Annotated in this window: 19 protein-coding genes, 2 tRNA genes and 2 pseudogenes; 14 read left to right on the forward strand and 9 right to left on the reverse strand. The window is 66.9% G+C overall.

Annotated elements, in window-relative coordinates; all coding sequences use genetic code 11:
* Window positions 1-201 precede the first annotated feature (201 nt).
* Window positions 202-3,195: a hypothetical protein gene (locus tag ACTMTI_RS20820; RefSeq protein ID WP_441122104.1), complete on the reverse strand. Its 2,994-nt coding sequence runs from the start codon at window positions 3,193-3,195 to the stop codon at window positions 202-204.
* 182 nt (window positions 3,196-3,377) lie between these two features.
* On the opposite strand from ACTMTI_RS20820, the gene ACTMTI_RS20825 reads away from it, so the two are divergent.
* Complete coding sequence (locus ACTMTI_RS20825; RefSeq protein WP_441122105.1) at window positions 3,378-3,545, forward strand: hypothetical protein; 168 nt, start codon at window positions 3,378-3,380, stop codon at window positions 3,543-3,545.
* 648 nt (window positions 3,546-4,193) lie between these two features.
* Here ACTMTI_RS20825 and ACTMTI_RS20830 read toward each other — a convergent pair.
* Window positions 4,194-4,266: transfer RNA gene (locus tag ACTMTI_RS20830), tRNA-Arg, on the reverse strand.
* Window positions 4,267-5,078: 812 nt separating this feature from the next.
* On the opposite strand from ACTMTI_RS20830, the gene ACTMTI_RS20835 reads away from it, so the two are divergent.
* Window positions 5,079-6,158, forward strand: coding sequence for a D-alanyl-D-alanine carboxypeptidase family protein (locus ACTMTI_RS20835; RefSeq protein WP_441122106.1), 1,080 nt, complete (start codon window positions 5,079-5,081; stop codon window positions 6,156-6,158).
* A gap of 102 nt (window positions 6,159-6,260) precedes the next feature.
* On the opposite strand, the gene cpaB is transcribed toward ACTMTI_RS20835, so the two are convergent.
* Window positions 6,261-6,854 carry a Flp pilus assembly protein CpaB gene (gene cpaB, locus ACTMTI_RS20840; RefSeq protein WP_441122107.1) on the reverse strand — a complete coding sequence of 198 codons (594 nt, stop codon included), beginning with the start codon at window positions 6,852-6,854 and terminating at the stop codon, window positions 6,261-6,263.
* Window positions 6,851-7,657, reverse strand: coding sequence for an S-methyl-5'-thioadenosine phosphorylase (locus tag ACTMTI_RS20845; RefSeq protein WP_441122108.1), 807 nt, complete (start codon window positions 7,655-7,657; stop codon window positions 6,851-6,853). Before ACTMTI_RS20845 ends, cpaB begins: the two co-directional genes overlap by 4 nt.
* A 204-nt stretch (window positions 7,658-7,861) precedes the next feature.
* On the opposite strand from ACTMTI_RS20845, the gene ACTMTI_RS20850 reads away from it, so the two are divergent.
* Entirely contained in the window at window positions 7,862-8,194 is a 333-nt protein-coding gene (locus ACTMTI_RS20850; RefSeq protein ID WP_441122109.1) for an ArsR/SmtB family transcription factor, read from the forward strand.
* Window positions 8,195-8,679: 485 nt separating this feature from the next.
* Window positions 8,680-9,573 carry a TIGR03620 family F420-dependent LLM class oxidoreductase gene (locus ACTMTI_RS20855; protein WP_441122110.1) on the forward strand — a complete coding sequence of 298 codons (894 nt, stop codon included), beginning with the start codon at window positions 8,680-8,682 and terminating at the stop codon, window positions 9,571-9,573.
* Between the two features lie 85 nt (window positions 9,574-9,658).
* Here ACTMTI_RS20855 and ACTMTI_RS20860 read toward each other — a convergent pair whose 3' ends face one another.
* The 3 genes from ACTMTI_RS20860 to ACTMTI_RS20870 form a co-directional block, all read right to left on the reverse strand.
* On the reverse strand, window positions 9,659-9,961 hold the full coding sequence (locus ACTMTI_RS20860; protein ID WP_441122111.1) for an FmdB family zinc ribbon protein: 303 nt from the start codon (window positions 9,959-9,961) through the stop codon (window positions 9,659-9,661).
* Window positions 9,962-10,030: 69 nt separating this feature from the next.
* Window positions 10,031-11,536: a potassium/proton antiporter gene (locus tag ACTMTI_RS20865; protein ID WP_441122112.1), complete on the reverse strand. Its 1,506-nt coding sequence runs from the start codon at window positions 11,534-11,536 to the stop codon at window positions 10,031-10,033.
* A gap of 23 nt (window positions 11,537-11,559) precedes the next feature.
* Window positions 11,560-12,129, reverse strand: a complete 570-nt coding sequence (locus tag ACTMTI_RS20870) for a 5-formyltetrahydrofolate cyclo-ligase (protein ID WP_441122113.1) — start codon at window positions 12,127-12,129, stop codon at window positions 11,560-11,562.
* 24 nt (window positions 12,130-12,153) lie between these two features.
* Between ACTMTI_RS20870 and galU the strand changes: the two genes are divergently transcribed.
* The 7 genes from galU to ACTMTI_RS20905 all read left to right on the forward strand — a co-directional run bounded on the left by galU (window position 12,154) and on the right by ACTMTI_RS20905 (window position 16,717).
* Window positions 12,154-13,056 (forward strand): UTP--glucose-1-phosphate uridylyltransferase GalU, encoded by a 903-nt coding sequence (galU, locus tag ACTMTI_RS20875; RefSeq protein ID WP_441122114.1) that lies wholly within the window; start codon window positions 12,154-12,156, stop codon window positions 13,054-13,056.
* Window positions 13,043-14,230 (forward strand): molybdotransferase-like divisome protein Glp, encoded by a 1,188-nt coding sequence (gene glp / locus ACTMTI_RS20880; protein WP_441122115.1) that lies wholly within the window; start codon window positions 13,043-13,045, stop codon window positions 14,228-14,230. The genes galU and glp overlap by 14 nt, the downstream gene beginning before the upstream one ends.
* A complete protein-coding gene (gene moaC, locus ACTMTI_RS20885; RefSeq protein ID WP_441122116.1) occupies window positions 14,227-14,703 on the forward strand; it encodes a cyclic pyranopterin monophosphate synthase MoaC in 477 nt (158 codons plus the stop codon). Before glp ends, moaC begins: the two co-directional genes overlap by 4 nt.
* Window positions 14,703-15,182 (forward strand): MogA/MoaB family molybdenum cofactor biosynthesis protein, encoded by a 480-nt coding sequence (locus ACTMTI_RS20890; protein WP_441122469.1) that lies wholly within the window; start codon window positions 14,703-14,705, stop codon window positions 15,180-15,182. Before moaC ends, ACTMTI_RS20890 begins: the two co-directional genes overlap by 1 nt.
* 56 nt (window positions 15,183-15,238) lie before the next feature.
* Window positions 15,239-15,883, forward strand: a complete 645-nt coding sequence (locus tag ACTMTI_RS20895) for a GNAT family N-acetyltransferase (protein WP_441122117.1) — start codon at window positions 15,239-15,241, stop codon at window positions 15,881-15,883.
* A 124-nt stretch (window positions 15,884-16,007) separates the two neighbouring features.
* Entirely contained in the window at window positions 16,008-16,592 is a 585-nt protein-coding gene (sepX, locus tag ACTMTI_RS20900) for a divisome protein SepX/GlpR (RefSeq protein WP_441122118.1), read from the forward strand.
* Between the two features lie 48 nt (window positions 16,593-16,640).
* Window positions 16,641-16,717, forward strand: a tRNA-Ala gene (locus ACTMTI_RS20905).
* Between the two features lie 134 nt (window positions 16,718-16,851).
* Here the strand turns inward: ACTMTI_RS20905 and ACTMTI_RS20910 are convergent.
* Window positions 16,852-17,319: a tyrosine-type recombinase/integrase gene (locus ACTMTI_RS20910; RefSeq protein ID WP_441122119.1), complete on the reverse strand. Its 468-nt coding sequence runs from the start codon at window positions 17,317-17,319 to the stop codon at window positions 16,852-16,854.
* Between the two features lie 360 nt (window positions 17,320-17,679).
* On the opposite strand from ACTMTI_RS20910, the gene ACTMTI_RS20915 reads away from it, so the two are divergent.
* Entirely contained in the window at window positions 17,680-18,771 is a 1,092-nt protein-coding gene (locus ACTMTI_RS20915; RefSeq protein WP_441122120.1) for a hypothetical protein, read from the forward strand.
* A 495-nt stretch (window positions 18,772-19,266) separates the two neighbouring features.
* On the opposite strand, the gene ACTMTI_RS20920 is transcribed toward ACTMTI_RS20915, so the two are convergent.
* Window positions 19,267-20,226, reverse strand: coding sequence for a GlxA family transcriptional regulator (locus ACTMTI_RS20920; protein ID WP_441122121.1), 960 nt, complete (start codon window positions 20,224-20,226; stop codon window positions 19,267-19,269).
* 87 nt (window positions 20,227-20,313) lie between these two features.
* Here ACTMTI_RS20920 and ACTMTI_RS20925 point away from each other — a divergent pair.
* Window positions 20,314-21,255: pseudogene (locus ACTMTI_RS20925) on the forward strand (NADP-dependent oxidoreductase); the annotation flags it as partial.
* A 27-nt stretch (window positions 21,256-21,282) separates the two neighbouring features.
* Window positions 21,283-22,041: pseudogene (locus ACTMTI_RS20930) on the forward strand (nuclear transport factor 2 family protein); the annotation flags it as partial.
* Window positions 22,042-22,048: the final 7 nt, after the last annotated feature.

Genomic DNA, 22,048 nt, shown 5'->3' on the forward strand with positions numbered 1-22,048 from the left:
CTTTCTTCGTGCGAACTTGGCGGTTCAACACGGAACCTACGCTCGTGATCTATTTACACCGCATCTCGGACGCGACCTCCAACCTCTGCCGAATTGTCAGAATCCGCATGCTCGCAGCCAGTGTCGCTATCACGGGCAAACGAGTGTCACGAAACAATTAGGAAGCCTATCCACTGAGGTTTACGATGCTCCCATCCGAGATCACTCGAGCTCGTTCCAGCTCCATTGTCCAGCGGGACTGCCATCAGGGTTGCGGCCAAATCGAAAGCGCGTTGTGCTGGTTCCCTGCTGCTTCAAGAACAGAAAGAAGTGGCCAGCAGCAGGTAGCCGATCAATGAGAATGCTGATCTGGTCGGTCATCCCCAGCTCTCGGAGCGCTCCTAGCAGCTCTTCCACTCTGGTCGAATCCTCGAGGCAAATGTCAGTGGCGGCGCGACGGGCCAGTGTGAATGCTTGGTTGGTGTCGGACGACTCTCGCAGCTCCCTCAGTAGTACGGCCGTGCCTCTAGGGTCGTCGAGGGGAGCGTGGGTGGCTGCGCGCTGAGCTAGGACGCTGGCGTGTTCGGTCGTGCCCAGCTTTCGCAATTCCTTCAGTAGTACGGCCGTGCCTCTAGGGTCGTCGAGGGGAGCGTGGGTGGCTGCGCGCTGAGCTAGGACGCTGGCGTGTTCGGTCGTGCCCAGCTTTCGCAATTCCTTCAGTAGTGCCGCCACACCGTGCAGGTGGTCGAGCGGGGCGTTGGTGGCTGCGCGCTGAGCCAGTGCGGTGACTTGGTCGGTCGCGCCCACCTCTCGCATCGCCCTTAGCAGCGCGGCGACGCCATAAACGTCGCCGAGGTGGGCATGAGCGGCGGGGTTGCGGGCGATTAGTGCGGTCACATGGTCGGTTGCCCCCGCCTTTTGCAGCGCTTCCAGCAGCGCGGCGACGCCATTCGGGTTGTCGAGGCGGGCATAGTGGGCCAGTGCGTTGACTTGGTCGGTCGCGCCCACCTCTCGCATCGTCTCCAGCAGCGCGGGCACGCCGTACTGGTGGTCGAGCACAGTAGGAGTGGCGGCACGCTTGGCCAATGCCAGGGCTTGGTCGGTCGCGCTCAGCCTTCGCAGTGCCTCCAGCAGCGTGGCTACGGCATACGCGTCGCTGAGGGGAATGTTGGTGGCGGCGTGCTGGACCAGTGCGGTGGCTTGGTCGGTCGCGCCCATGTCTAGCAATTCCTCCAACAGCATGACCACGTGGATCGGCGAGCCAAGGCCGACACGGGTGGCGGCGCGCTTGGCCAGTGCCAGTGCCTGGTCGGGCGCGCCGAGCTCTTGCAGACTCCTCAGGAGACCGCTCACGCTGGTTGGATCGTCGAGGCAAGCGTGAGCAGCGGCATTCTTGGCCAGTGCGGTGAACTGGTCGGTCGCGCCCAGGTCTCGTAGCACTCTCAGGATGAGGCCCACATGGCCAGGCCAGCCAAGATGAAGAACATGGGTGGCGGCGCGCTTGGCCAGTGTGAGTGCCTGGCCGGTCGCGCCCGACCCTTGCAGTATTCTCACCAACCTAGCCACACTGCGCGGGTCGTCGAGGCGAACGTGACTGGCGGGGTTCCGGGCGATTAGCGCAGTGACTCGGTCGGTTGCGCCCAACTCCCGCAGGATTGTGATCAACTCGACCACGTCGTGTGGGTGGTCAAGGGAACCGTGGGCGGCCGCGCGCTTGGCCAGTACGGCGGCCTGGTCGGTCGCGCCCCACCTTTGCAGTTCCTTCACCAGCCGATACGCGCAGTGCGTGTCGAGGGGGGTGGTGATGGTGGCGGCGCGTTTCACGAGTTGAGCCGCGTGGCAGTCCAGGCCACGATCGAGCGCAGCGTTAGCCAACAGCATCAGGTCAGGAGGAGCCGCATAGCGGCTGAGGGCCGTCCAGAATGCGGCAGGGGGTAGCAAATCGCTGCGGATGCGGCGGCCGTACTGGTAGAGGTACTCAGCCAGACGGTACAGCGGCCCTGGGTAGGGAACTGTGGCGGACTCCGAGGTGGCGCGAGGGCGGATGCGAGTGAGAGGGCCGGGGACGCCTTTGCAAGGCTTGGCGGTGTAGTCCAGGGCTTCTTTCAGCCAGTTGTCGCCAGCAGCCTCCAATTCGAGGTCGGAGAGATAAGACTGGGCCACTTCCTCCAGTAGCGCGAGTGGTATTGCCGGGCCAAAGCCGAGTCGCCGAGCATCCATAGCTGCGTCGATGATGGCTTTGGCCGTGGGGGGTGCGTGCTGGTAACTCTTTAGAAGCTCGGGGACACCGGCGAGGTACTGGGTGATGTGGCCGTTGACAGCTTCGGCACGGGCGCGAGCTAACCGTGGGTCGGTACCGAAGACATCGCGCAAGGCGCTTAGCTCCTTGTCGGTGAAGGCTTCAGGCACGGCGATGTCAGGGGCGGCCAGGTTAGTAAGAAGGGTACGGGCCTGGGAGTGCCGATCAAGGTTGGCACGCGTGGTGAGAGTGTTCCATTCCCGGGGCCAGATCGTGCCCAGTACTAGGGCCGGGCGGCGAGCAGGGTCGGTGAGCAGGGTATGGAGTGCGGCGGCGACCCGTTCTCCCACATCGCCTGAGGTCTCTAGGTACAACTGGGTCTCGTTCAGCCACACCACCGTACGTGGACCGACCTGAGCCAACCCCGCCAGCGCGGCTTCGGGCCGGGTGGGGTCGAAGGGATGCCACAGCCGCCAGCCTGGAAGCGCGCGTAGCGGTGCCAGAGCTTCCCAGCAGGCGCGTGTCTTGCCCGTAGAAGAGCCGCCGACCAGCACCGCCATTACGCTTTCCCCGCCGGCTGCCCGTGCAACGACCTGGGCCAGTTCTTGGTCATGTTTTCTGAGCAGGTAGGGCGGGAGGAGTGGCAAGGCAGGCCCACCGTGCTCGTCCACGCGGATTGGCCGATGAACCTCCAACATGAACGGGTCGCTCACCTCGGCAAGAAGCCACCCCAGCTTAGTAGCGGGGCCGCATGCTGGGGGCTTATCATCCCTGGCTCGGCCATGGGCAGCCTGCCAGGCTGCCAACTGGCGCTCCTGCCGGATACCTAAAGCGATCAGGACAGCCTTCAAGGTGCGCCAGCGAGGGAACGTACGCCCGTTGACCATGCCATGCAGCGTCGCGTTCCCGATTCCGGCATCAATGGCGACCTTTAGATAGCCCGATTCGGCGGAAGCGAACAGCCGCTGCAGCATCATGCTCAGGTCAGCCCTAGTGTGGATCTGATGAGGATTGATAATCCTCCCCCTCATGTCACGTGACCTCCGGTGTTCGGTTCCTGTTCGGAGCCTAAAACCCGTCATCTCCCTCAAGCGGGGCTTTTGCGCGACTTCGCGGCGACCGGATGAAGCCGAACGGTTCGTTGCTGGACCGTAGAGACATGACCTCCACGATCCTGGCCGCTATCGGCGCCGCCGTGCTCATCCTCCACACCGCCACCCGCCTTCCGCGAGCCTTGGCCGACCTTCTGCGCGCCTTTCTACCTGTGGTGGCCGCCCTGCGCGAGCTATACACCGCCATCACTCGCACCGACGTTCCCCCGTCGTGAAATGATGGCACCCACCCGTGTCGGGCACATCCGTGGGCGCAAGTCCGTTGTAGGCCCAGTCGGCTCGCGCATGGACCCGGCCTGGCGGTGTCCAGTCCGGTTGGCCTCGCAGCCGGAGCTGTTCACGCAACCCGGCTTCATCGCGCTAACACAGCATTTGTTGAGATATTTGCTGGCGCAACCATCTTGCGGGGCACGATTGCTGGGTGTGCCTGCGAGCATGAGCCGTCTGGTAGTTCGGCCCCCGCCCATGCTGTCGAGGCCTCCCGGTCTTGCCCCCGGGAGGCCTCGACTTGCCTTCGACTTCAACCAGTCACTGCGATGACCGCCGGCGAGGACTTCCTTCCGCACGGCTTCCATCAGCGCCTCGTGGCGCATGGGACTTCTCATCCACGACCAGCACTACCGCGCACGGCCGGGTTGCGTCCAGCCCAACCACATCCACGACCTTCTCGCTGGAGACCCTGGATGGCCCAGAATTGAGATCTGACCTGGTGAAACACCGCCAAGATCATCCCGCATATATCCCGTGATCAAGGTCCTACGGCTGCATACGGGTGCCCTCGGCGACCTACCAAGGGCCTGACAAGCAAAGACCTGCGGTCGAGAAACCGCAGGTCGGAGACCAAAATGCCTGGTGGAGAAGAGTGCCCCCGGCAGGATTCGAACCTGCGGCACCCGCTTTAGGAGAGCGGTGCTCTATCCCCTGAGCTACGGAGGCGGACTCCCGTAAGCCTAGCGAAAGTCTGGCACTGCGTGGTACGTCCGGCCGGACGACTTTGGCGGGCTTGGTTATGGGTGCTCTGAGCTGCGGTAAAGGCATGACAAGTGATCAGATTCGCGCTCATCGCTCGTGGATAGCGTCTGCGTGTGACCAGAAGGCGATGCAGGCAGGCGCGTCGGCGGCCCGTTGTGTTGGTGGCGGCGTTGCTGGCGCCGGCGATCCTTGCCGGGGGGTTGCTGGTGGGTGAGATGCGAGGGTTTGAGGATGGGGCCGCGGCTGCTGGTACGGCGGGCGGCGGTGGGGGTGGGCGGCTGCTGGCGTTCGAGCCGGTGCTGGTGCCTGTGCCTGCTCATCCTGATCGCTGGTACGAAGGCCACGTTCCTGCGCCCGTGCAGGCGGTTTCGAGCGGGCCGCAGGCTGTGGGGGTTGATGAGGTCGGTGATCCGGCTCCTGTTGCCGAGGAGCCTTATACGCCGGCTCCTGTGCGGCCTCGGGCCGGGTGTCCAGGGGAGTGGGAGGACACCTGGTTGTGGGAGTTGTGCAGGGATGAGGAGCAGGAGCGAGGGAGGTTTCTGGGGGCCGCGGACAGTTGGGCGCCGCCTGGGGATGTGAGGCCATCGGAGCTGGAGTGGTCAGGGGAGTCCAGGTGATGGGGTGGGGCGGGGTTGTGGCTGGTTGTGGGGGCTGGGTGGGCAAAGTGGGTTTTTTGTCTCATAACAGCTCTCCGGAGTTCGGTCCGGACACTCGGGGTGCTGTAGTAACGTGCGTGCCTGACCCAGGTAACGAGTTTGCATACGGAGGAGTCGAACGTGCCAGCCCCTCGATCAGCGGGTCTGATCGCGGTCGTCGTGGCGATGGCTTCTTTTTTGGTGCCTCCTGGGCAAGGGCAGGCGCAGGTGAGCGTTCAGGCGCAGGTGCAGGACCGGCGGGATCCAGGGAACCTGACTGAGCTGCGGAAAGAGGCCGAGAAGTCGGCCAAGGAGCTCGAGGAGGCCACCAAGGCCCTGGAGAAGCGGCGGGCCACCATCGCCGCCTCCGAGAAGGAGCTCAAGACCAAGCTGACGGCTATGGAGCAGCTGGAGCAGCGGCTCGCCGTCATGCGGAAGCCCGTGTCGCAGATGGCGGAGTTGCTGTACGAGCACCCGATCGACGGGATCGCGCCGTTCCTGTCCGGGACCGCGAATGAGAAGACCTTGCGGGCACTGGCCGATACGGGACAGATCGTGGCAGTACGGCAGCAGGCGGTCGAGCAGACCGCTGCGCTCTACAAGGAGACCGAGCGGCTGGCCGGTGAGGCGCAGGAGCTCCGGGCGGGGAACCTGCTGGCTGAGGCGCAGCTCTCGGCCGAGGTTGATACGTTGCGGCAGCGATCGGACAAGATCGTGAGGTCGCTGACCACGGCGCTGGTGAAGCTGGGGATCAAGGTCGACAAGGTGGGGCGGGCGGCGCTGGCGTGCGATCCGCTGCGGGCGGCGACGGCCGGCAGTTACCCCAACGGGCTGATTCCCAAGGCCATGCTCTGCCCGTTGCAGCAGAAGGGGTTCAGCCTGAGGGCTGACGCCACCATCGCGTTCGTGAGCCTCAACGAGGCCTATCGCAAGCGGTTCGGGAAGCCCATGTGCGTGACCGACGCGTACCGGAACCTTGCCGAGCAGCAGTCGATCTACTATCGGCGGCCGGGGTTCGCCGCCGTGCCTGGCCGGAGCAATCACGGGCTGGGGCTGGCTGTGGACCTGTGCGGCGGGGTGGAGAGAGCGGGGTCCGCCGAGTTCGTGTGGATGGAACGGAACTCCAAGCGGTATGGGTGGTTCCATCCCTCCTGGGCCTACAGCAGCCCGTTCGAGCCCTGGCATTGGGAGTACGATCCCAAGATCGATTCGCTTCTGTAGTCTTCCTCCTGCTCATTGGGCCCGGCGTTCTGCTGCTGGATGCGGTAGAACGCTCAGCGGTAGGCGGCTTTGGCGATATCCGACAGGTAGTAGCCGGACCGCTTACTTCGCGGTGGGGTCGATGGTTATCGACAGGCGGGCGCTTGCTTGGGCTGCTGCCAATTCGGTTGCTTGGGTCGGGGTGGTCGCGAGTACCAGCAGGGCGCCGTGGTTGTCGGATGATCTCCCGGTTCTCGGCGGGATGGTGATGACGGTTACGTCTTCCGCGATCGAGCGGGCCGGGTGGGACTCTTCCCAGGCGGCCAGGACGTCGATGGTGGAGCCGGGGGTCATGAGGCTTACGGCTTCCGGGTCGGAGATGCGTACCGGGGTTGCCACCATGCCTGGGGGCAGGCGGTAAGAGGTGAGGAGACGGGCGTCTGTCAAGGGCTCGCCCTTGCGCATGGGGGAGGTCAGGAATCGGCCGGTCGCGGCCGTGATCGTACGTAGTGCTCCGTCCGGTGGGTGGTTGAGCGGCGTCGGGTGGAGGTCTGCCGGGGCGAGGGGGCCGGGTGGCAGGTCGCGGGTTGCCACCAGGACCGAGGCGGGCGGGGTGGGGCGGATGGCGAAGTATGCGGATATGACGGCGATGGCCGCCAGCGTCGCCGCGATGAGGCGGCGGCGACGGCCGTACCGGCTGAGCCAGGCCTGGATCACGGTAGCTCGAAGGGGAGCTTGATGCCGTCCAGGGCCGCGCCGCAGGCGCAGGTGCGCTCCTCGGGGAGGGCCTGCACGGTGTCGGCCACCAGGGTGCGCATGCGGGTGACGTTTTGGGCGAAGAACTCCAGGACCTCGTCGTGGGTGACGCCCTGGCCGGCCTCCACCCCGGCGTCATGATCGGTCACCAGGCAGAGCGACGTGTAACACAGGGCCAGCTCGCGGGCCAGGACCGCCTCCGGGTGGCCGGTCATGCCGATGATCGACCAGCCGTTGCTCGCGTACCACTGCGACTCTGCTCGCGTCGAGAAGCGCGGGCCTTCGATGATGACCAGGGTGCCGCCGTCGACGGTTTCCCATTCGCCGGCTCGGGCGGTCTGCACGGCCACGGCTCGGCCCGACGGGCAGTACGGATCCGCGAAGGAGACGTGGACCGCGCCGTCTATGTCGTAGTAAGTCTGGACGCGTCCTGAGGTGCGGTCTATCAATTGGTCGGGGATGACCATGGCGCCCGGGCCGTATTCGGCTTGCAGCGAGCCCACGGCGCTCGGCGCGAGCACTTGGCGGACACCGAGGGAGCGCAGCGCCCAGAGGTTGGCGCGGTAGGGGATGCGGTGCGGTGGGAAACGGTGGTCTCGCCCATGTCTGGGGATGAACGCCACCGAACGCGAGCCGATGCGTCCAATCGTGACGGCATCGCTCGGCGGGCCGTAGGGAGTGGCGAGTTGGATCTCCTCCGCGTCGTCGAGCAGGGAGTAGAAGCCCGAACCGCCAATGACGCCGATGTCTGCGCGAGTGACCATGGCGCTGAGGGTAGCCGGATCGGAGATGATCTGGAGTCGGCCGAATTGGGTTCTGTGGATAACTTCCTCGGTTGCAGGAGTCCGGGAATGGGGCGGACAGGGCGGGGTCATGCGGTTTCCGGGGTGCTCTTGGCGTTCGGCGTGCGCGTTCTCGTTCATATCGAAGTCATGCGAAACGTCGATAATGACCTATATTCTGGGTCTATGGCGGAGACTGTGGGTTCATCGGATCTCGACGTGGTCGGCGCGTTGCGGGCGCTGTCGAACCCGATGAGATTGCAGCTGCTGTCGTGGTTGCGCGAGCCCGAGCGTCACTTCTCGCTGGAGGGAGCGATCGCCGACCCGGTTGAGGTGGGGGTGTGTGTGAGCCACATCCACGCCAAGGTGGGGCTGGCTCAGTCGACGGTGTCGGCGTACATGGCCGAACTGCAGCGGGCAGGCTTGGTGCGGGCGACGCGAGTGGGCAAGTGGACCCACTACAAGCGGGATGAGCAGCGCATTGCCGAGCTCGTCGCCGTGCTCGGGAAGACGCTCTAGGTCGGACCCTCTAGGTCGGACCCTCTATGTCAGACAAGGTTGGACGCTCTAGGGCGAGGCTTCCCATGGCGGATGCGCAGGGGATCGGCCGCTGGCTTCCTCGGTGCTGCGCGGGATTCGCCAGGCCGTGGCGATAGGGCGGTTCAGGCAGCACGGCGCCGCCATGGACTCGTGGCCGGCCGCGACCACTGAGCTCCAGGGCGGTCATCGTCACCTTGTCGACCGGGCCATCGGCTCTGGTGACATGCGGAAGTATCCGGCTCCCGGCGGAGCGCCGGTGACGATGATGTCGCCACGGTTGAGTGATGGAACCGCGGGTACGCGATGCAGCGGTCGAGGTGGACGGCGGCAGGCGAGAGCTCGTAGGCGGATCCCGGCCGGCGCGGAGGAGACCGGGTTGCGCATCACGCCGGGTTGCACATCACATCGTCATTCTGCGATAGTCCGATATGTTGTAATCGGCGACATACGCGAGGAGATGTGCGATGGGTGGCATCAATGGTCTGGATCTTGGGACCTTCGGGGTCTGGACCTTTGACTTCGAGAACCAGCCGGCCGCGCAGATGCGCGAGTCGATTCAGGAGCTCGAGGAGCAGGGATGGCGGGCGTTCTGGATCCCCGAGCTTTTCGGGCGCGAGGCGCTCACGCACGCCGGCTATCTGCTCTCCTGCACCGAGCGGATGCACATCATCAACGGCATCGCACAGATCTGGTCGCGCGGGGCCCAGTGGACGTACGGCGCCGGCCTTCTCTTGGCCGACGCCTACCCCAACCGGCACGTGCTCGGTCTGGGGTTCGGCGGTGTCGACCGCCCGGCGACCAAGCCCCTGGCGGCCATGATCGAGTATCTCGACGAAATGGACGCGCTCGAGACGCCCAACCCCACGCCCAAGGCCCCGATGCACCGCATCCTGGCCGCGTACGGCCCCAAAATGCTGGAGCTGGCTCGTGACCGCTCTGCCGGCGCCCACGCGTACCACGTCAATGTGGCACACACCGCGCAGGCGCGGGAGATCCTCGGGCCGGACGCGTTCCTGGGTGTCGAACACGCGGTGCTGTTCGAGTCCGACCCTGACAAGGCTCGCGCGATCGCGCGCGAGCACCTGCACGTCTACCTGAATACCAAGTACAACATCGCGAAGTTCCGCCGGCTCGGCTATTCGGAGGAGGAGATCGCCAACGGCGGCAGCGACCGAATCGTCGACGACCTCGTGTTCTGGGGCGACCTGGACACCATCGTCGAGAAGCTCCACGCCCATGTCGAGGCCGGAGCCGACCATGTCGGCGTGCAGGTGATCGGGATCGAGCCTGGCCGGTCCGCGATGCCGTACTGGCGCATGCTCGGCGACGCGCTCCTGCCCCAGAGCATCAGCGCTTGACGCGTGGCGGTACGGCAAGCGCCGTCCAACGGCTCAGAGCCGTGGCAGGCGCTCGCGTCAACTACCCGATATGCCCGGAGGACGATCAGTTGGAGGCAGCGGCCGGCGCGGGGGCAGCGGCCGGGGTGGACGAGCCCGAGTCCGCGGACTTGCTCTCCGCAGGCTTCGACGAGCCAGACGACCCATTAGAGGAAGAAGAGGAAGAAGAGGACGTCCGGTTGTCGGTCCGGTAGAAGCCGGAGCCCTTGAAGACGATGCCGACCGCGGAGAACACCTTCCGCAGGTTGCCCTCGCACTCCGGGCAAACCGTCAACGCATCGTCGCTGAACTTCTGAACGACCTCGAGCTGCTCACCGCAGTCGTTACAGGCGTACTGGTAAGTCGGCACGCGGCTCCTCCTTCAGATGCTGGCACTCGAGCGTTGCGACTGCTAATGGTAACCGATTAGGTCAAACGCCTATTCCAACCCCCGCTCTCCGTACCAACCGGCCAGCTTCCCGCTGCGGCTCACGGCGCGCAGGCGGCGTTCCACCTGGTCGCGGCAGGCGGCGGTGGTGACCAGCAAAAGCTGGTCGTCCACCCTGACCCTGGTCGTGCTGGTGGGCACGAAGGATTTGCCGTCGCGGACGATCAGGGTCACCTGGGCGCCGGTGGGGAGGCGCAGCTCGAAGATCTCCACGCCGTGCAGGCGCGAGCCGGGGGGCACCTTGACCTGCAGCAGGTCCGCCTTGAGCTCCTCCAGCGGCGCCGACTCCACGGAGAGGTCGTGCGCCTCCGCGGGAGCGCTCACCCCGAGCAGCCGGGCCGCGAACGGCAGCGTCGGCCCCTGGAGCAGGGTGAACACGATGACGATCACGAAAACCTGGTTGAAGATCTCTTTGGAGCCCTCGACTCCGGCGGCCCAGGGGATGGTGGCGAGCACGATCGGGATCGCGCCGCGCAGCCCGGCCCACGACAGGAACGCCTGCTCGCGCCAGCTCACCGGCCCCAGCCGCGCCGCCCGCGCCGCCAGGGAGCTCACCATCAGGGACAGGGGCCGCGCCAGGAGCACCAGAATGGTGCCGGTGACCAGGCCGGGAATGATGGCCGACGGCATCTCCTTGGGGCTGGCCAGCAGGCCCAGCATGACGAACAGCCCGATTTGCGCCAGCCAGGCTGCGCCTTCCGCGAAACCCCGGGTCGCTGCGCGGTGCGGCAGCCGCGAATTGCCCAGAATCAACGCCGTCAGGTAGACGGCCAGGAAGCCGGAGCCGTGGAGCAGCACCGCGCCGCCGTACGAGACGAAGGTGAGGGCGAGGACGGCGATCGGGTAGAGGCCGGAGGCGGGCAGGGCGACCCGGCGCAGCGCGTAAGCGCCCGCGGGGCCGACGGCCAGGCCCACCGCGGCGCCGATGATCAGCTCGGTCGAGGTTTCCAGCAGGAACGTTCCCACGGTCGCCGAGTCGTTGGCCGCACTGCTGAGCAGCACCACGGCGATGACCGTAGGCGCGTCGTTGAAGCCGGACTCCGCCTCCAGGATGCCCGCCAGCCGCGGCGGCAGCGGCAGCCTGCGCAGCACGGAGAAGACGGCGGCCGCGTCCGTGGAGGCCAGCACCGCGCCGAGGATCAGCGCCGTGGTCGTGTCGAACCCCAAAAGCGCCTGTACAGCCACCGCCACCACGATGATGCTGACCGCCACGCCCACGGTCGCCATCAGCAAGGCCATGGGGACGGAACGCCGCACATGGGACCAGTTCGTGGTGAGACCGCCCTCGGCCAGGATCACCGCCAGCGCGGTCAGCCCGATCTGCTGCGCGACGTGCGGGTCGTTGAAGGGGATCCCGACGCCGGCATCCCCAAGGATCAGCCCGAAGCCGAGGTACACCAACAGGCTCGGGAGGCCGAGGCGGTGCGCGATGCGTACGGACGCGATGGCCGCGATGACAATGACGGCACCAAGGAGGAGCCAGACATCCAGCGTCATCTGGCCCCCTCTCGTACCTGCGTTCACATAAGACTAGTAAGTCCCTGAGGTGTCACCGCATATCGGACGTGCCGGTCATGCGGCTCCGCGGGGATGCCGTCGATCAACTCGCCGTCGTGCAGCAGGGCCACTGTTGGGACGTTGGGACCCACCCTGGCCAGGGCACGATCGTACGAGCCGCCGCCGCGCCCGAGGCGCACCCCCGTCTGCCGGTCCACCGCCAGCGCGGGAACGATCACGAGCGCGGCGGTGCGGACGGTGTCGACGCCGCGGCGCGTGTCGACGGGCTCCATGATGCCGTAGCGGCCGGGCGCGAGCGTGCCGGGCCCGTCGTACACTGCCCAATCCAGATCATTGTCCTCACAGAGGACCGGAAGGATCACCGTGGCGCCGTGTTTCCACAGAGCGAACACGAGCCCGTGCGTATCCGGCTCCGACCCCTTCGACCAGTAGCAGGCCACCAGACCGGCCATCTGCACCCACGGCTGATCGAGCAGCGTTTCGCGGACTTTGATGGCGTTTGCCCGTAGTTGTTCGGGGGAGAGGCAGGTACGTGCCGCGTTCAGCTCGCGGCGCAGGTTCAGCTTGTCCACAGGTCCCTCCACTAGGGTCTACTTATGGCTGACTTCGACCCTGTGACGAAAGCCGTCGTGCCCGCCGCGGGTCTGGGCACCCGGTTCCTTCCGGCGACCAAGGCGACACCCAAGGAGATGTTGCCCATCGTCGACAAGCCCGCGATCCAGTATGTCGTCGAGGAGGCCGCCTCCGCTGGGCTGCTCGACGTCCTCATGGTCACCGGCAAGAATAAGCGCTCCATCGAGGATCACTTCGACCGCGCGTTCGAGCTGGAGGAGGCCCTCGAGGCCAAGGGTGATGAACATCGGCTGTCGCAGGTTCGCGAGCCGGCGTCCCTCGCGACGCTCCACTACGTACGCCAGGGCGAGCCCAAGGGGCTCGGCCACGCGGTGCTCTGCGCCAAGCACCATGTGGGCGATCATCCGTTCGCCTGCCTGCTCGGCGACGACCTGATCGACCAGCGCGACCAGCTGCTCAAACGCATGATCGAAGTGCGGGAGACGTTCGGCGGAAGCGTGATCGCGCTGATGGAGGTGCCCAAGGAGCAGGTCTCGCTCTACGGCGTCGCCACCATCGAGCCCACCTCCGAGGACGACGTCGTACGCGTGACCGACCTGGTGGAGAAGCCGGCGGCCGACGAGGCGCCGTCCAACTGGGCGATCATCGGGCGTTACGTCATCGACCCGGCGGTGTTCGAGGTGCTGGAGAACACTCCGCCGGGGCGCGGGGGCGAGATCCAGCTCACCGACGCGCTGCGCACGCTCGCCGGTCGCGGCTCGGAGGCGGGCGGGCCCGTACACGGGGTGCTGTTCAGGGGACGGCGCTACGACACCGGCGACAAGCTGGACTATTTGCGGACCGTGGTGAAGTTTGCGGCGAATCGCGAGGATTTGGCGGGCGAGTTCGTGCCGTGGCTGCGGGAGTTCCTCGATGAAATCGGTTGACGCGCATCTGGCCGAGATCCTGGCCACCGTGCGTCCGCTCGCGCCGCTGGAGCTCGATCTGGAACAGACGCTGGGGACGACGCTGGCCGAGGAGGTGTCGTCGCCGGTACCGCTGCCGCCGTTCGACAACTCGGCCATGGATGGCTACGCGGTGCGTTCTGCTGATATTTCGGATGTTCCGGTGACGTTGCCGGTGATCGACGACGTGGCGGCCGGGTCCAGCGAGCTGCGGGCCGTGGGGCCCGGGCACGCCGTACGCATCATGACCGGCGCCCCCATGCCGGCCGGGGCCGATGCCGTGGTGCCGGTGGAGTGGACGGACGGCGGGACGGTCTCCGTACGCATCGACCGCCCCGTCACGGCGGGCAACGCCATCCGCCGGGCCGGGGAGGACGTCCAGGCCGGCGAGGTGGTGCTCAAGCCGGGCACCGTGATCGGGCCCGCCCAGCTGGGGATCATCGCGGGGGTCGGGCGGCGGCGCGTGTTGGCGCGGCCGCGGCCCCGGGTCGTCGTCATCTCCACGGGCGCCGAACTGGTCGAGCCCGGCGGGCAGCTCGCGCCCGGGCAGATCTGGGATTCCAACAGTTTCACGTTGACGGCCGCCGTGCGCGAGGCGGGCGCGGAGGGCTTCCGCGCGGGTTCCGTAGGGGACGACCCGGCCGCTCTGCTCGACCAGCTCGACACCCAGCTGGTACGCGCTGACGCGATCATCACCAGCGGCGGGGTGTCGATGGGGGCGTACGAGCCGGTCAAGGAAGCCCTGTCGCCGCTCGGCACCGTACGCTTCGAGAAGGTCGCCATGCAGCCGGGGATGCCGCAGGGGTTCGGCGTCCTGGGGGAGGACCAGGTGCCGATCTTCGCCCTTCCCGGCAATCCTGTGTCGTCCTTCGTGTCTTTCAGGCTGTTCGTACGTCCCGCGCTCGACAAGATGCGCGGGCTCCCCAGCGGCCTGCCGGAGACGGTCACCGCGTACGTCACCGCGTCGCTGCGCTCGCCCGCGGGAAAGCGGTCCTACCTGCGCGGCGTGCTCGCCTCCGATGGCACGGTGTCGCCGGTGCACGGGCAGGGCTCCCACCAACTGGCCGCCCTGGCCTCGGCGAACGCGCTGATCATGGTGCCCGAGGACGTGACCGAGGTGCCCGGCGGGTCCGCAGTGGAGGTGATCCGGCTATGAGCGAACTGACCCACATCGACGAGACCGGCGCGGCTCGCATGGTGGACGTCTCCGCCAAGGACGTCTCGGCCCGCACCGCCGTGGCCACCGGGCGGGTGCTGCTGTCGGCCGAGGTCGTGGCGCTGCTGAGGTCGGGTGAGGTGCCCAAGGGCGATGCGCTCGGAGTGGCGCGGATCGCCGGGATCATGGGGGCGAAACGGACCCCCGATCTGATCCCGCTCTGTCATCCGATCGCGCTGCACGGAGTGAAGGTCACGCTCGACGTCGAGGACTGGGGCGTGGCGATCACGTGCCGGGTCAAGACGGCCGACCGCACGGGCGTGGAGATGGAGGCGCTGACGGCGGTCTCGGTGGCGGCGCTGGCCCTGATCGACATGGTCAAGGCGGTGGATCCGGCCGCGGTGATCACGGACGTGCGAGTGGAGGAGAAACTGGGCGGGAAGACCGGCCGCTGGACCAGGGACGAGGCGTGATGCGGGCACTGGTGATCACGGTGTCGAACCGGGCGTCGGCTGGGATTTATGCCGATAAATCAGGGCCGCTGCTGGCCGAGCTGCTGCGTGACGATGCCGGGTGCGAGGCGGTCGACGGGCCCGTGGTGGTGCCGGACGGCGAGGCGGTCGAAGCTGCCCTCCGCGAAGGGGTCGCGAGCGGCTACGACGTCATCGTGACCACCGGAGGGACCGGGCTGACGCCGATGGATCTCACGCCGGAGATGACCGCCCGGGTGATCACGCGGGAGATTCCCGGCATCGCCGAGGCGATCAGGCTGGCGAACCGGGAAAAGGTGCCTACGTCCGTACTGTCCAGGGGGCTGGCGGGGCAGGCAGGCAACACCTTGATCGTGAATTTGCCCGGATCGTCCGGTGGCGTACGCGATGGCGTCGCCGTACTCGCCCCGATCCTCCGGCACGCGGTCGATCAGATGGGGGGCGGCGACCACCCGCGCTGAGCACGATTCGAATCACACGTGGCGGCATCGTGCCCGATAGAGGGATGATAAGAGGTGTGGATCGACTTCGTGGCTGGCCGGCGAGCCTGAACGAAGGCCCGGTAGGCCTCCGGCCGCTGCGGCTGAGCGACGTACGCGTGTGGCGCGAGACCCGGCTGCGCAACGCCAACTGGCTCCGCCCCTGGGAGCCCAGCAATCCCGAGACGCCGCTGTTCAGGACGGGGCTCGGGCCCTACATCTCCATGGTCGGCACCCTGCGCCGCGAGGCGCGGCAGGGGCTGGCCCTGCCTTGGGTGGTCACGTACGGGGGGCGGTTCGCGGGGCAGCTGACCGTGGGCGCCATCGTGTGGGGATCTGCCCGTTCTGCCCAGGTCGGTTATTGGGTCGACGGCGCCCTCGCCGGCCGGGGGATCACCCCGACCGCCCTCGCCATGGCCGTTGACCATTGCTTCTTCACTACCGGATTGCATCGACTAGAGGCGAACATCCGCCCCGAGAATCACGCGAGCCGTAGGGTGGTTGAGAAGCTCGGATTCAGGGAAGAAGGCATTCGGCGTCGCCAACTCCACATCGACGGAGCCTGGCGCGACCACATTTGCTACGCGCTGACCGTTGAGGACGTTCCCGGCGGGCTGCTCGTGCAATGGCGTCGCGCGCGTGAGTCAGCAGCTCACGGGGGGTCTCCCGTCGAAGAGGTTTGACGATCTCGCGACACACCGCACCGAATGCTCGTCAATCAGTGACATGCGGTCTTACGGTGCGTGACGTGAGCAGATTGAAGACGCAACGAACCCACACGCGTCTTCGTGCTGCCCGGAGGTGGTCGTGAGCGGCGTCCTCCTCTACCTCGCCATCGTCGTGATGTGGCTTTGCGTCCTGATCCCGATGTGGCTGCGCAGGGACAAGTCCAACCTCGCCGAGCTGGCCGAGCTCGAAGAGCACTACACCGGCGAACACCAACTCCCCGACCTCGACAGCCTGGCCCCTTCGGACGGCGACGAGGAGGACGGCCCCGCGTCGGCGGAGTTCGAGAAGGTCGACGTCCGTCAGTTCCGCCTGCGGCGCCGCGCCATCATCGTGGCCCGCCGGCGCCGCCTGCTGTTCTTCACAGCCCTGCTGGTGCTGGCCTCCATCGTCACGGCCGCCGTCAAGATGATCCCATGGTGGGGGGTGGCGCCCTCCGTCGTCATCATGCTGGCCTACATGGCGTTTCTCCGCATCGCCGTACAGGTGGACAGGGAACGCCGCGAACGAGCCCGCCAGGCGCGCGCTGAGCGGCTGCGGCGGGCACGGGAGCGGGCTCGCCGGGCCGCCGACGAGGCGCGAGCCGAGGTGATCGAGCTCGCGCAGCACGCCGATGTCCTGTTCGATCAGTACGCGGAACCGCCCAAACGAGCGGTGGGCGACTGAACGGTGGCGCGAGGACCCTCAGGAGTTTGCTAATCTAATCGAGTCCTTGGGGATGTAGCGCAGTCCGGTAGCGCACTTCGTTCGCATCGAAGGGGTCAGGGGTTCGAATCCCCTCATCTCCACCAGGAAGATGCAGGTGAGAAGGGTCTTCGGAGTAATCCGGAGGCCCTTTTCTCATGTCTGGAAGTCGATGGGAGCCAATCGGGGAGCCATCTCACTCGGACTCTCTACCCGTGTCGGCTGTCGCCGAAGATGGTGTTCATCGTGTGGGCACCTTGGTGATCACCGGCCTGAGCTGGTGGCGGTACACCGCTTCGGTGACGCTGGTGCCTGCGTGCCCGACGAGATCGGCGATGGTCTCGATGGGTACGCCTTGGTCACTCATGATGGAGACGAACGAGTGACGCAGTTCGCGGGGACTCCAGGCGGTTCCGATCCCCGCTTCCTTGGTGATCTTGCGGAATGCCCGTCGGACGTTGGATGCGTCCAGTTGGGTGCCGACGCTCGTGCAGAACACCAGGTTGTGATCTTGCCATGCCTCGCCTGCCTTGAGCTTCTGTGCGGCTTGGCCTACGTGGTGCTGCCGGAGGGTCTGAGCCACCAGCTTGGGCAGTCCCAGCGTGGCGGGCGGGCAGTGGTGGGCGTAGGTGCCCAGCAGGCGGCGACTCAGGGTTCCGGCCGGGGCGTGCCGGCGGTCCTCGATGCGGATCACGGCGACCAGCACCACGAACAGCACGAGACCCTTCGACGTCGTGGCAGGAGGAGCTATTCTGCGGCGACAATTAGCCGCTGACCGGGCTGAAGGTGAGCACGCTGGGACCATCCCGGCGGGCGCCGGGCCGACAGGCGCGGGAACAGCACCTCCTCCAGGTCACGCGGACCATCCCCGCGGGCGCGGGGCCGACCGGGACGACGGCACCTGCTGAGGAGCCGACACCGGACCATCCGGTTGCGTCCGCGGGAGTGGTGTACGAGTTTGACCTGGTCACAGGCGTTCAGAGGATGAGCTCGTTGGCGACGGTGAGAGCGGGCGGCCAGAGCAGGGGATCCTGGGAACGTCGCGGAGTTCAGGCGCGTCGAAGATCGCATGGAGGCCGTCCCAGGAAAAATCAGGAAAGCGACCGCCTTGCTGCTTTCCCCGGCTCCGGCCGGGATCGCGCTGGTGCTGATCACGTTGCTTGCCCAGGCGCAGAGCTCGCTCCGTTTGCCGTACTACGAGAATCCGCAGGATATTTCGGCGGCGATGTGGCGTTCTGCGGCGAGCCAATCCGATAAGGAGTTCCGCGACCAATTGCTCGGCCTCGGCATATTCACTGCGGTGGCCACCGTCGTGTTCGGGGTGCTGGCGTGGCAGGTGCGGTGTGGCACGCGCCGGCCCACCTTTCTGTTCGCGGCTGCCGCCGGGCTGACCGCTGTCTATGTGGCCATGCTCTGGCAGGTATTCGTCATGGAGCCGTCGGGACTCCTGCCCGTGTCCGACGGCGGACAAGAAAGTCACCTCGTCGAACTGGAGCTGCCCGGTTGGTACGCCCCGCTCCGCGGGCTCCTGGTCCTGGCCGGTGCGGTCGCACAGGTATGGGGTCTCATTCTGCTGACCGGTAGGCACGGAGTGGAATGGTGGACCGCTCACCAGAAGTGGCCCGCCGGGGCGGGCTCCCCACCCCTGTGGATGAGCCCACCCCGCCAGGCGGCCTTGCTGATGCTGCTCACCCCCGCGTTGTTACTGGTCTACGCCGTGGCGAACTATCCCGGCGCCGTGGTCGGTCTGGCCATCGAACGCGGCGAACCCGACTTCCTCCCCAGTTCCTTCCTCCTCGACATGGAGGTCCACGTCGCGTTTTTCGGGATCACCGCGGCCCCTGTCGTGGTGGCGGGCCTGATCCTTTGGCGGCACCACGCCCGGGAACGGCTGGCGGCCGGTTTGCTCGCCGGTCTCATCGGAATTCCCTACGCGGGCGGTCTGCTGGACTCTGCCCTGCATTACAGCGACACAAGTTACTTCCACAATTACGTGGGCACGGGAATCATCACACCCTGGTGGCACGTGCCCGCGGTATCGACCACCGGCCTCACCCTTCTCCTCCTCCACCTGGCCAGCCTGGCCCTCCTCTTCCGGGATCCCTGCGCAAGAGCCGCGTTCTCCGTGGCTGGGCCAGGTGGTGAAGCGGGACGAGAATAGGCCGCCCGGGATTGTGCCGGTCAGACCGAGCAGCATGTCGAAGATGGCGTCGGCCAGGCCGCTGCCGAAACCGTCGGTGGAGTTGGGCCGCGTGCAGGGCGCCGATGACCGCGCCAGGTCCAGGTCGTGGTCGATACGGTCGGCTCGCTCAGCCCGGTCTCGGACGACATGGCGCAACCCTGGGAAACGATCAATCAGAGTCCGGGAAGCGATCTTCAGAGCTCCAGCACTCGCCAGGTCAGGCCCATTCGCGAACACCCCTGGTGAGGGCATCGCCGATCCTTCCCGCCCCGTCCCTGCCGCCAGCAGGGCAGGCGAAATCCAGGCTCGACGCCTCTCCCCAAGACATCCCATCCGGGTTACTCTCCGGAGTGCGTGAGACACTGTCAGTTAGATCCTGGAGGGGTGCTCGCGCAACCTCGGGTGCCGCCGAGGGCCTAATCTGGGGGGCACCCCACTGGTATGACGTACATAATTTCATGGGGTGACGTTCGGTCAGTGGTTTTGGGCCGGCACGCCTCGGAAGGTGCGTCGGTAGGCGAGTGGCGAGACGCCGATGGCGGCGTGCAGGTGTTCGCGCAGCGAGGTGCCGCCGGCGAAGCCGACCTGGCCGGCGATCTCGTCGACCGCGAGGTCGGTGGATTCCAGCAGGTGCCGGGCCCGGTCGACGCGTTGCTGGATGAGCCAGCGTCCTGGGCTCATGCCGACTTCCTCGTTGAAGCGGCGGGCGAAGGTGCGCAGGCTCATGTTTGACTGCTCGGCAAGGTCGCTTAGGGTCAGCGGCTTGTCCAGGTTCTGCAGCGCCCATTGGCGGGTGGCGGACGTGTCGTTCGCCACGGTGTCGGGGACCGGGCGCTCGATGTACTGCGCTTGGCCCCCGTCGCGCCACGGGGGGACGACGCACATGCGGGCCACATGGTTGGCGATCTCGCTGCCGTGGTCCTTGCGCACCAGGTGCAGGCAGACGTCGATGCCGGAGGCGGCGCCGGCCGAGGTCAGCACGTCGCCCTCGTCGACGAACAGCACGTTCGGGTCCAGTTCCACCTGCGGATACCACTGACGGAAGACCTCCGTGGCGGCCCAGTGCGTGGTGGCCCGCCGTCCGTCGAGCAGCCCCGCCGCGGCTAGCACAAAGGCACCGGTGCAGATCGACACGATCCGGGTGCCGGGGGACACGAACGCGAGGGCTTGCGCCACGTCGACCGGCGTTTGACGGCTGAAGTCGGTGGTGCCGAAGGGCGGGATGATGACGGTGTCGGCGGTACGCAAAACCTCCGGGCCGTGGTCGACGGTGATCGAGAAGTCCGCGTTGGTGCGGACCGGGCGGCCGTCGGCGGTGCAGGTCAGGACTTCGTAGCGGCCGTCGGCGGTGCCGAAGACCCGCCTGGGGATGCCCAGATCGAAGGGGTACACGCCGTTCGGGGCGAGAACGACGACGCGGTGCACCTGTGCCATGGCAGGATCCCGTCGAAAGTTGGCGACCATGCCATTGTAGCGGGCCGTGACGGCGGACAGGCTGGACCCATGACGAACACCGAGACCATGCGAGCCATCAGCCAGGACACCTACGGAACCCCCGACGTGCTGCAGGAGACCCTGCTACCCAAACCGGCGCCAGGGGTGAGTGAAATCCTTGTAGCCGTCCACGCGGCCGGGGTCAACCCGACCGACTGGTGGAACCGGGCCCAGTCCATGACCGTCGCCCAGATGCCGCTGGTACTCGGCTGGGACGTCTCCGGCGTCGTCGAGGCCGTCGGCATGGGCGTCACCCTGTTCAAGCCCGGCGACGAAGTCTTCGGAATGCTGCCCTATCCGGGCGGGGTGGGTGCGCACGCCGAGTACGTGACCGCACCGGCCCGCGTCTTCACGCACAAGCCCGCCGGTATCGACCACGTCCAGGCCGGTGCGCTGCCGCTGGCCGCGCTCACCGCCTACCAGGCGCTGGTCGACACCGCCGGCGTCCGGGCCGGGCAGCGGGTCCTGATTCATGCGGCGGCCGGCGGCGTGGGTCACCTCGCTGTGCAGATCGCCAAGTCCCGCGGCGCGTACGTGATCGGCACCGCCAGCGCCGCCAAGCACGACTTCCTGCGGTCGGTGGGCGCCGACGAGGTGATCGACTACCACAGCGTCGATTTCGCCGAGGTGCTCAGCGACATCGACGTGGTCCTCGACCCGATCTCGCTCGACTCCGCCGCCAGGGCCCGCTCCGTGGCCGTGCTGCGCCCGGGTGGCACCCTCGTCTCGATCCTTCCGGTACCCATCGACCCCGCCGAACTGGCGGCGATCGCCGAGCGGGGTATCCGCTACGAGTCGCTGCTGGTCGAGGCCGACCACGGAGGTATGCGGGCCATCGCCGCCCTCGTCGAGACCGGGACGCTGCGTGCGCACATCGAGGCCACGTTCCCGCTCGCTGAGGCGGCGAAGGCGCACGCGCTCGGCGAGACCGGCCGCACCACCGGCAAGATCGTGCTGACCGTACGAGACGGCGGCCAGGCGCAACTTGCCCAGCAACTCATGCAGGACCTGTTCACCCGCGGCGACACGGCCATTGTCGACCGGCTCCTGCGGCCCGACTACATCCAGCACAACCCCCTGGCGCCCGACGGCCCCGACGCCCTCAAATACTTCGTCGCCACGACGCGGCAGCAGTTCCCGCAGGTCGCCTTCGAGCCTCGACGGGTCATCTCCGACGGCAACCTGGTGCTGCTGCACTCCCGCAACGTACTCGTGCCGGGCACCCCGGGTATGGCCGTGTTCGACCTCTTCCGCTTCCAGGACGGGAGGATCGCCGAGCACTGGGACGTCCTGCAGGAAGTGCCCGCCACCACCGCCAGCGGCAATGACATGTTCGCCACGCTCAGCGAGCCGCGGAGCGAGGCGCCGGGGCAGCGGTGGTTCACCGCGTACCACAAGAAGCTGGTCACCGCGTTCGTCGACGAGTTGCTGGTCCGCAAGGACCTGGCCGCCATCGACACCTATGTTGACACCGAGTACCACGAGCACAACCCGAACATCCCCGACGGCGCGGCCGGTCTGAAGGCCGGGCTGGGCTTCTACTTCGAGCAGTTCCCGCAGCTGAGCGTGACACCGAAACGGGTCATCGCGCAGGGTGACCTGGTCGCCGTGCACAGCCACTACATCGACACACCCGGCGACCGCGGCCGGGCGGTCATCGACCTCTTCCGGGTACGCGACGGAAAGATCGTCGAGCACTGGAACGCCGAACAGGCCGTACCCGAGACCGCCGCCAACGACAACACGATGTTCTGACACCGGC

It is taken from the genome of Nonomuraea sp. H19 (assembly GCF_052068215.1).
In the GTDB taxonomy this organism is placed as follows: Bacteria; Actinomycetota; Actinomycetes; order Streptosporangiales; family Streptosporangiaceae; genus Nonomuraea.

What these genes read in the sequence shown, in the direction of transcription:
- ACTMTI_RS20820 (WP_441122104.1), bottom strand. Translation starts at nt 3,195, where the DNA reads ATGATGCTGCAGCGGCTGTTCGCTTCCGCCGAATCGGGCTATCTAAAG.
- ACTMTI_RS20825 (WP_441122105.1), top strand. Translation starts at nt 3,378, where the DNA reads ATGACCTCCACGATCCTGGCCGCTATCGGCGCCGCCGTGCTCATCCTC.
- ACTMTI_RS20845 (WP_441122108.1), bottom strand. Translation starts at nt 7,657, where the DNA reads ATGGTCACTCGCGCAGACATCGGCGTCATTGGCGGTTCGGGCTTCTAC.
- ACTMTI_RS20850 (WP_441122109.1), top strand. Translation starts at nt 7,862, where the DNA reads ATGGCGGAGACTGTGGGTTCATCGGATCTCGACGTGGTCGGCGCGTTG.
- ACTMTI_RS20855 (WP_441122110.1), top strand. Translation starts at nt 8,680, where the DNA reads ATGGGTGGCATCAATGGTCTGGATCTTGGGACCTTCGGGGTCTGGACC.
- ACTMTI_RS20865 (WP_441122112.1), bottom strand. Translation starts at nt 11,536, where the DNA reads ATGACGCTGGATGTCTGGCTCCTCCTTGGTGCCGTCATTGTCATCGCG.
- galU (WP_441122114.1), top strand. Translation starts at nt 12,154, where the DNA reads ATGGCTGACTTCGACCCTGTGACGAAAGCCGTCGTGCCCGCCGCGGGT.
- glp (WP_441122115.1), top strand. Translation starts at nt 13,043, where the DNA reads ATGAAATCGGTTGACGCGCATCTGGCCGAGATCCTGGCCACCGTGCGT.
- moaC (WP_441122116.1), top strand. Translation starts at nt 14,227, where the DNA reads ATGAGCGAACTGACCCACATCGACGAGACCGGCGCGGCTCGCATGGTG.
- ACTMTI_RS20890 (WP_441122469.1), top strand. Translation starts at nt 14,703, where the DNA reads ATGCGGGCACTGGTGATCACGGTGTCGAACCGGGCGTCGGCTGGGATT.
- ACTMTI_RS20915 (WP_441122120.1), top strand. Translation starts at nt 17,680, where the DNA reads ATGGAGGCCGTCCCAGGAAAAATCAGGAAAGCGACCGCCTTGCTGCTT.
- ACTMTI_RS20920 (WP_441122121.1), bottom strand. Translation starts at nt 20,226, where the DNA reads ATGGCACAGGTGCACCGCGTCGTCGTTCTCGCCCCGAACGGCGTGTAC.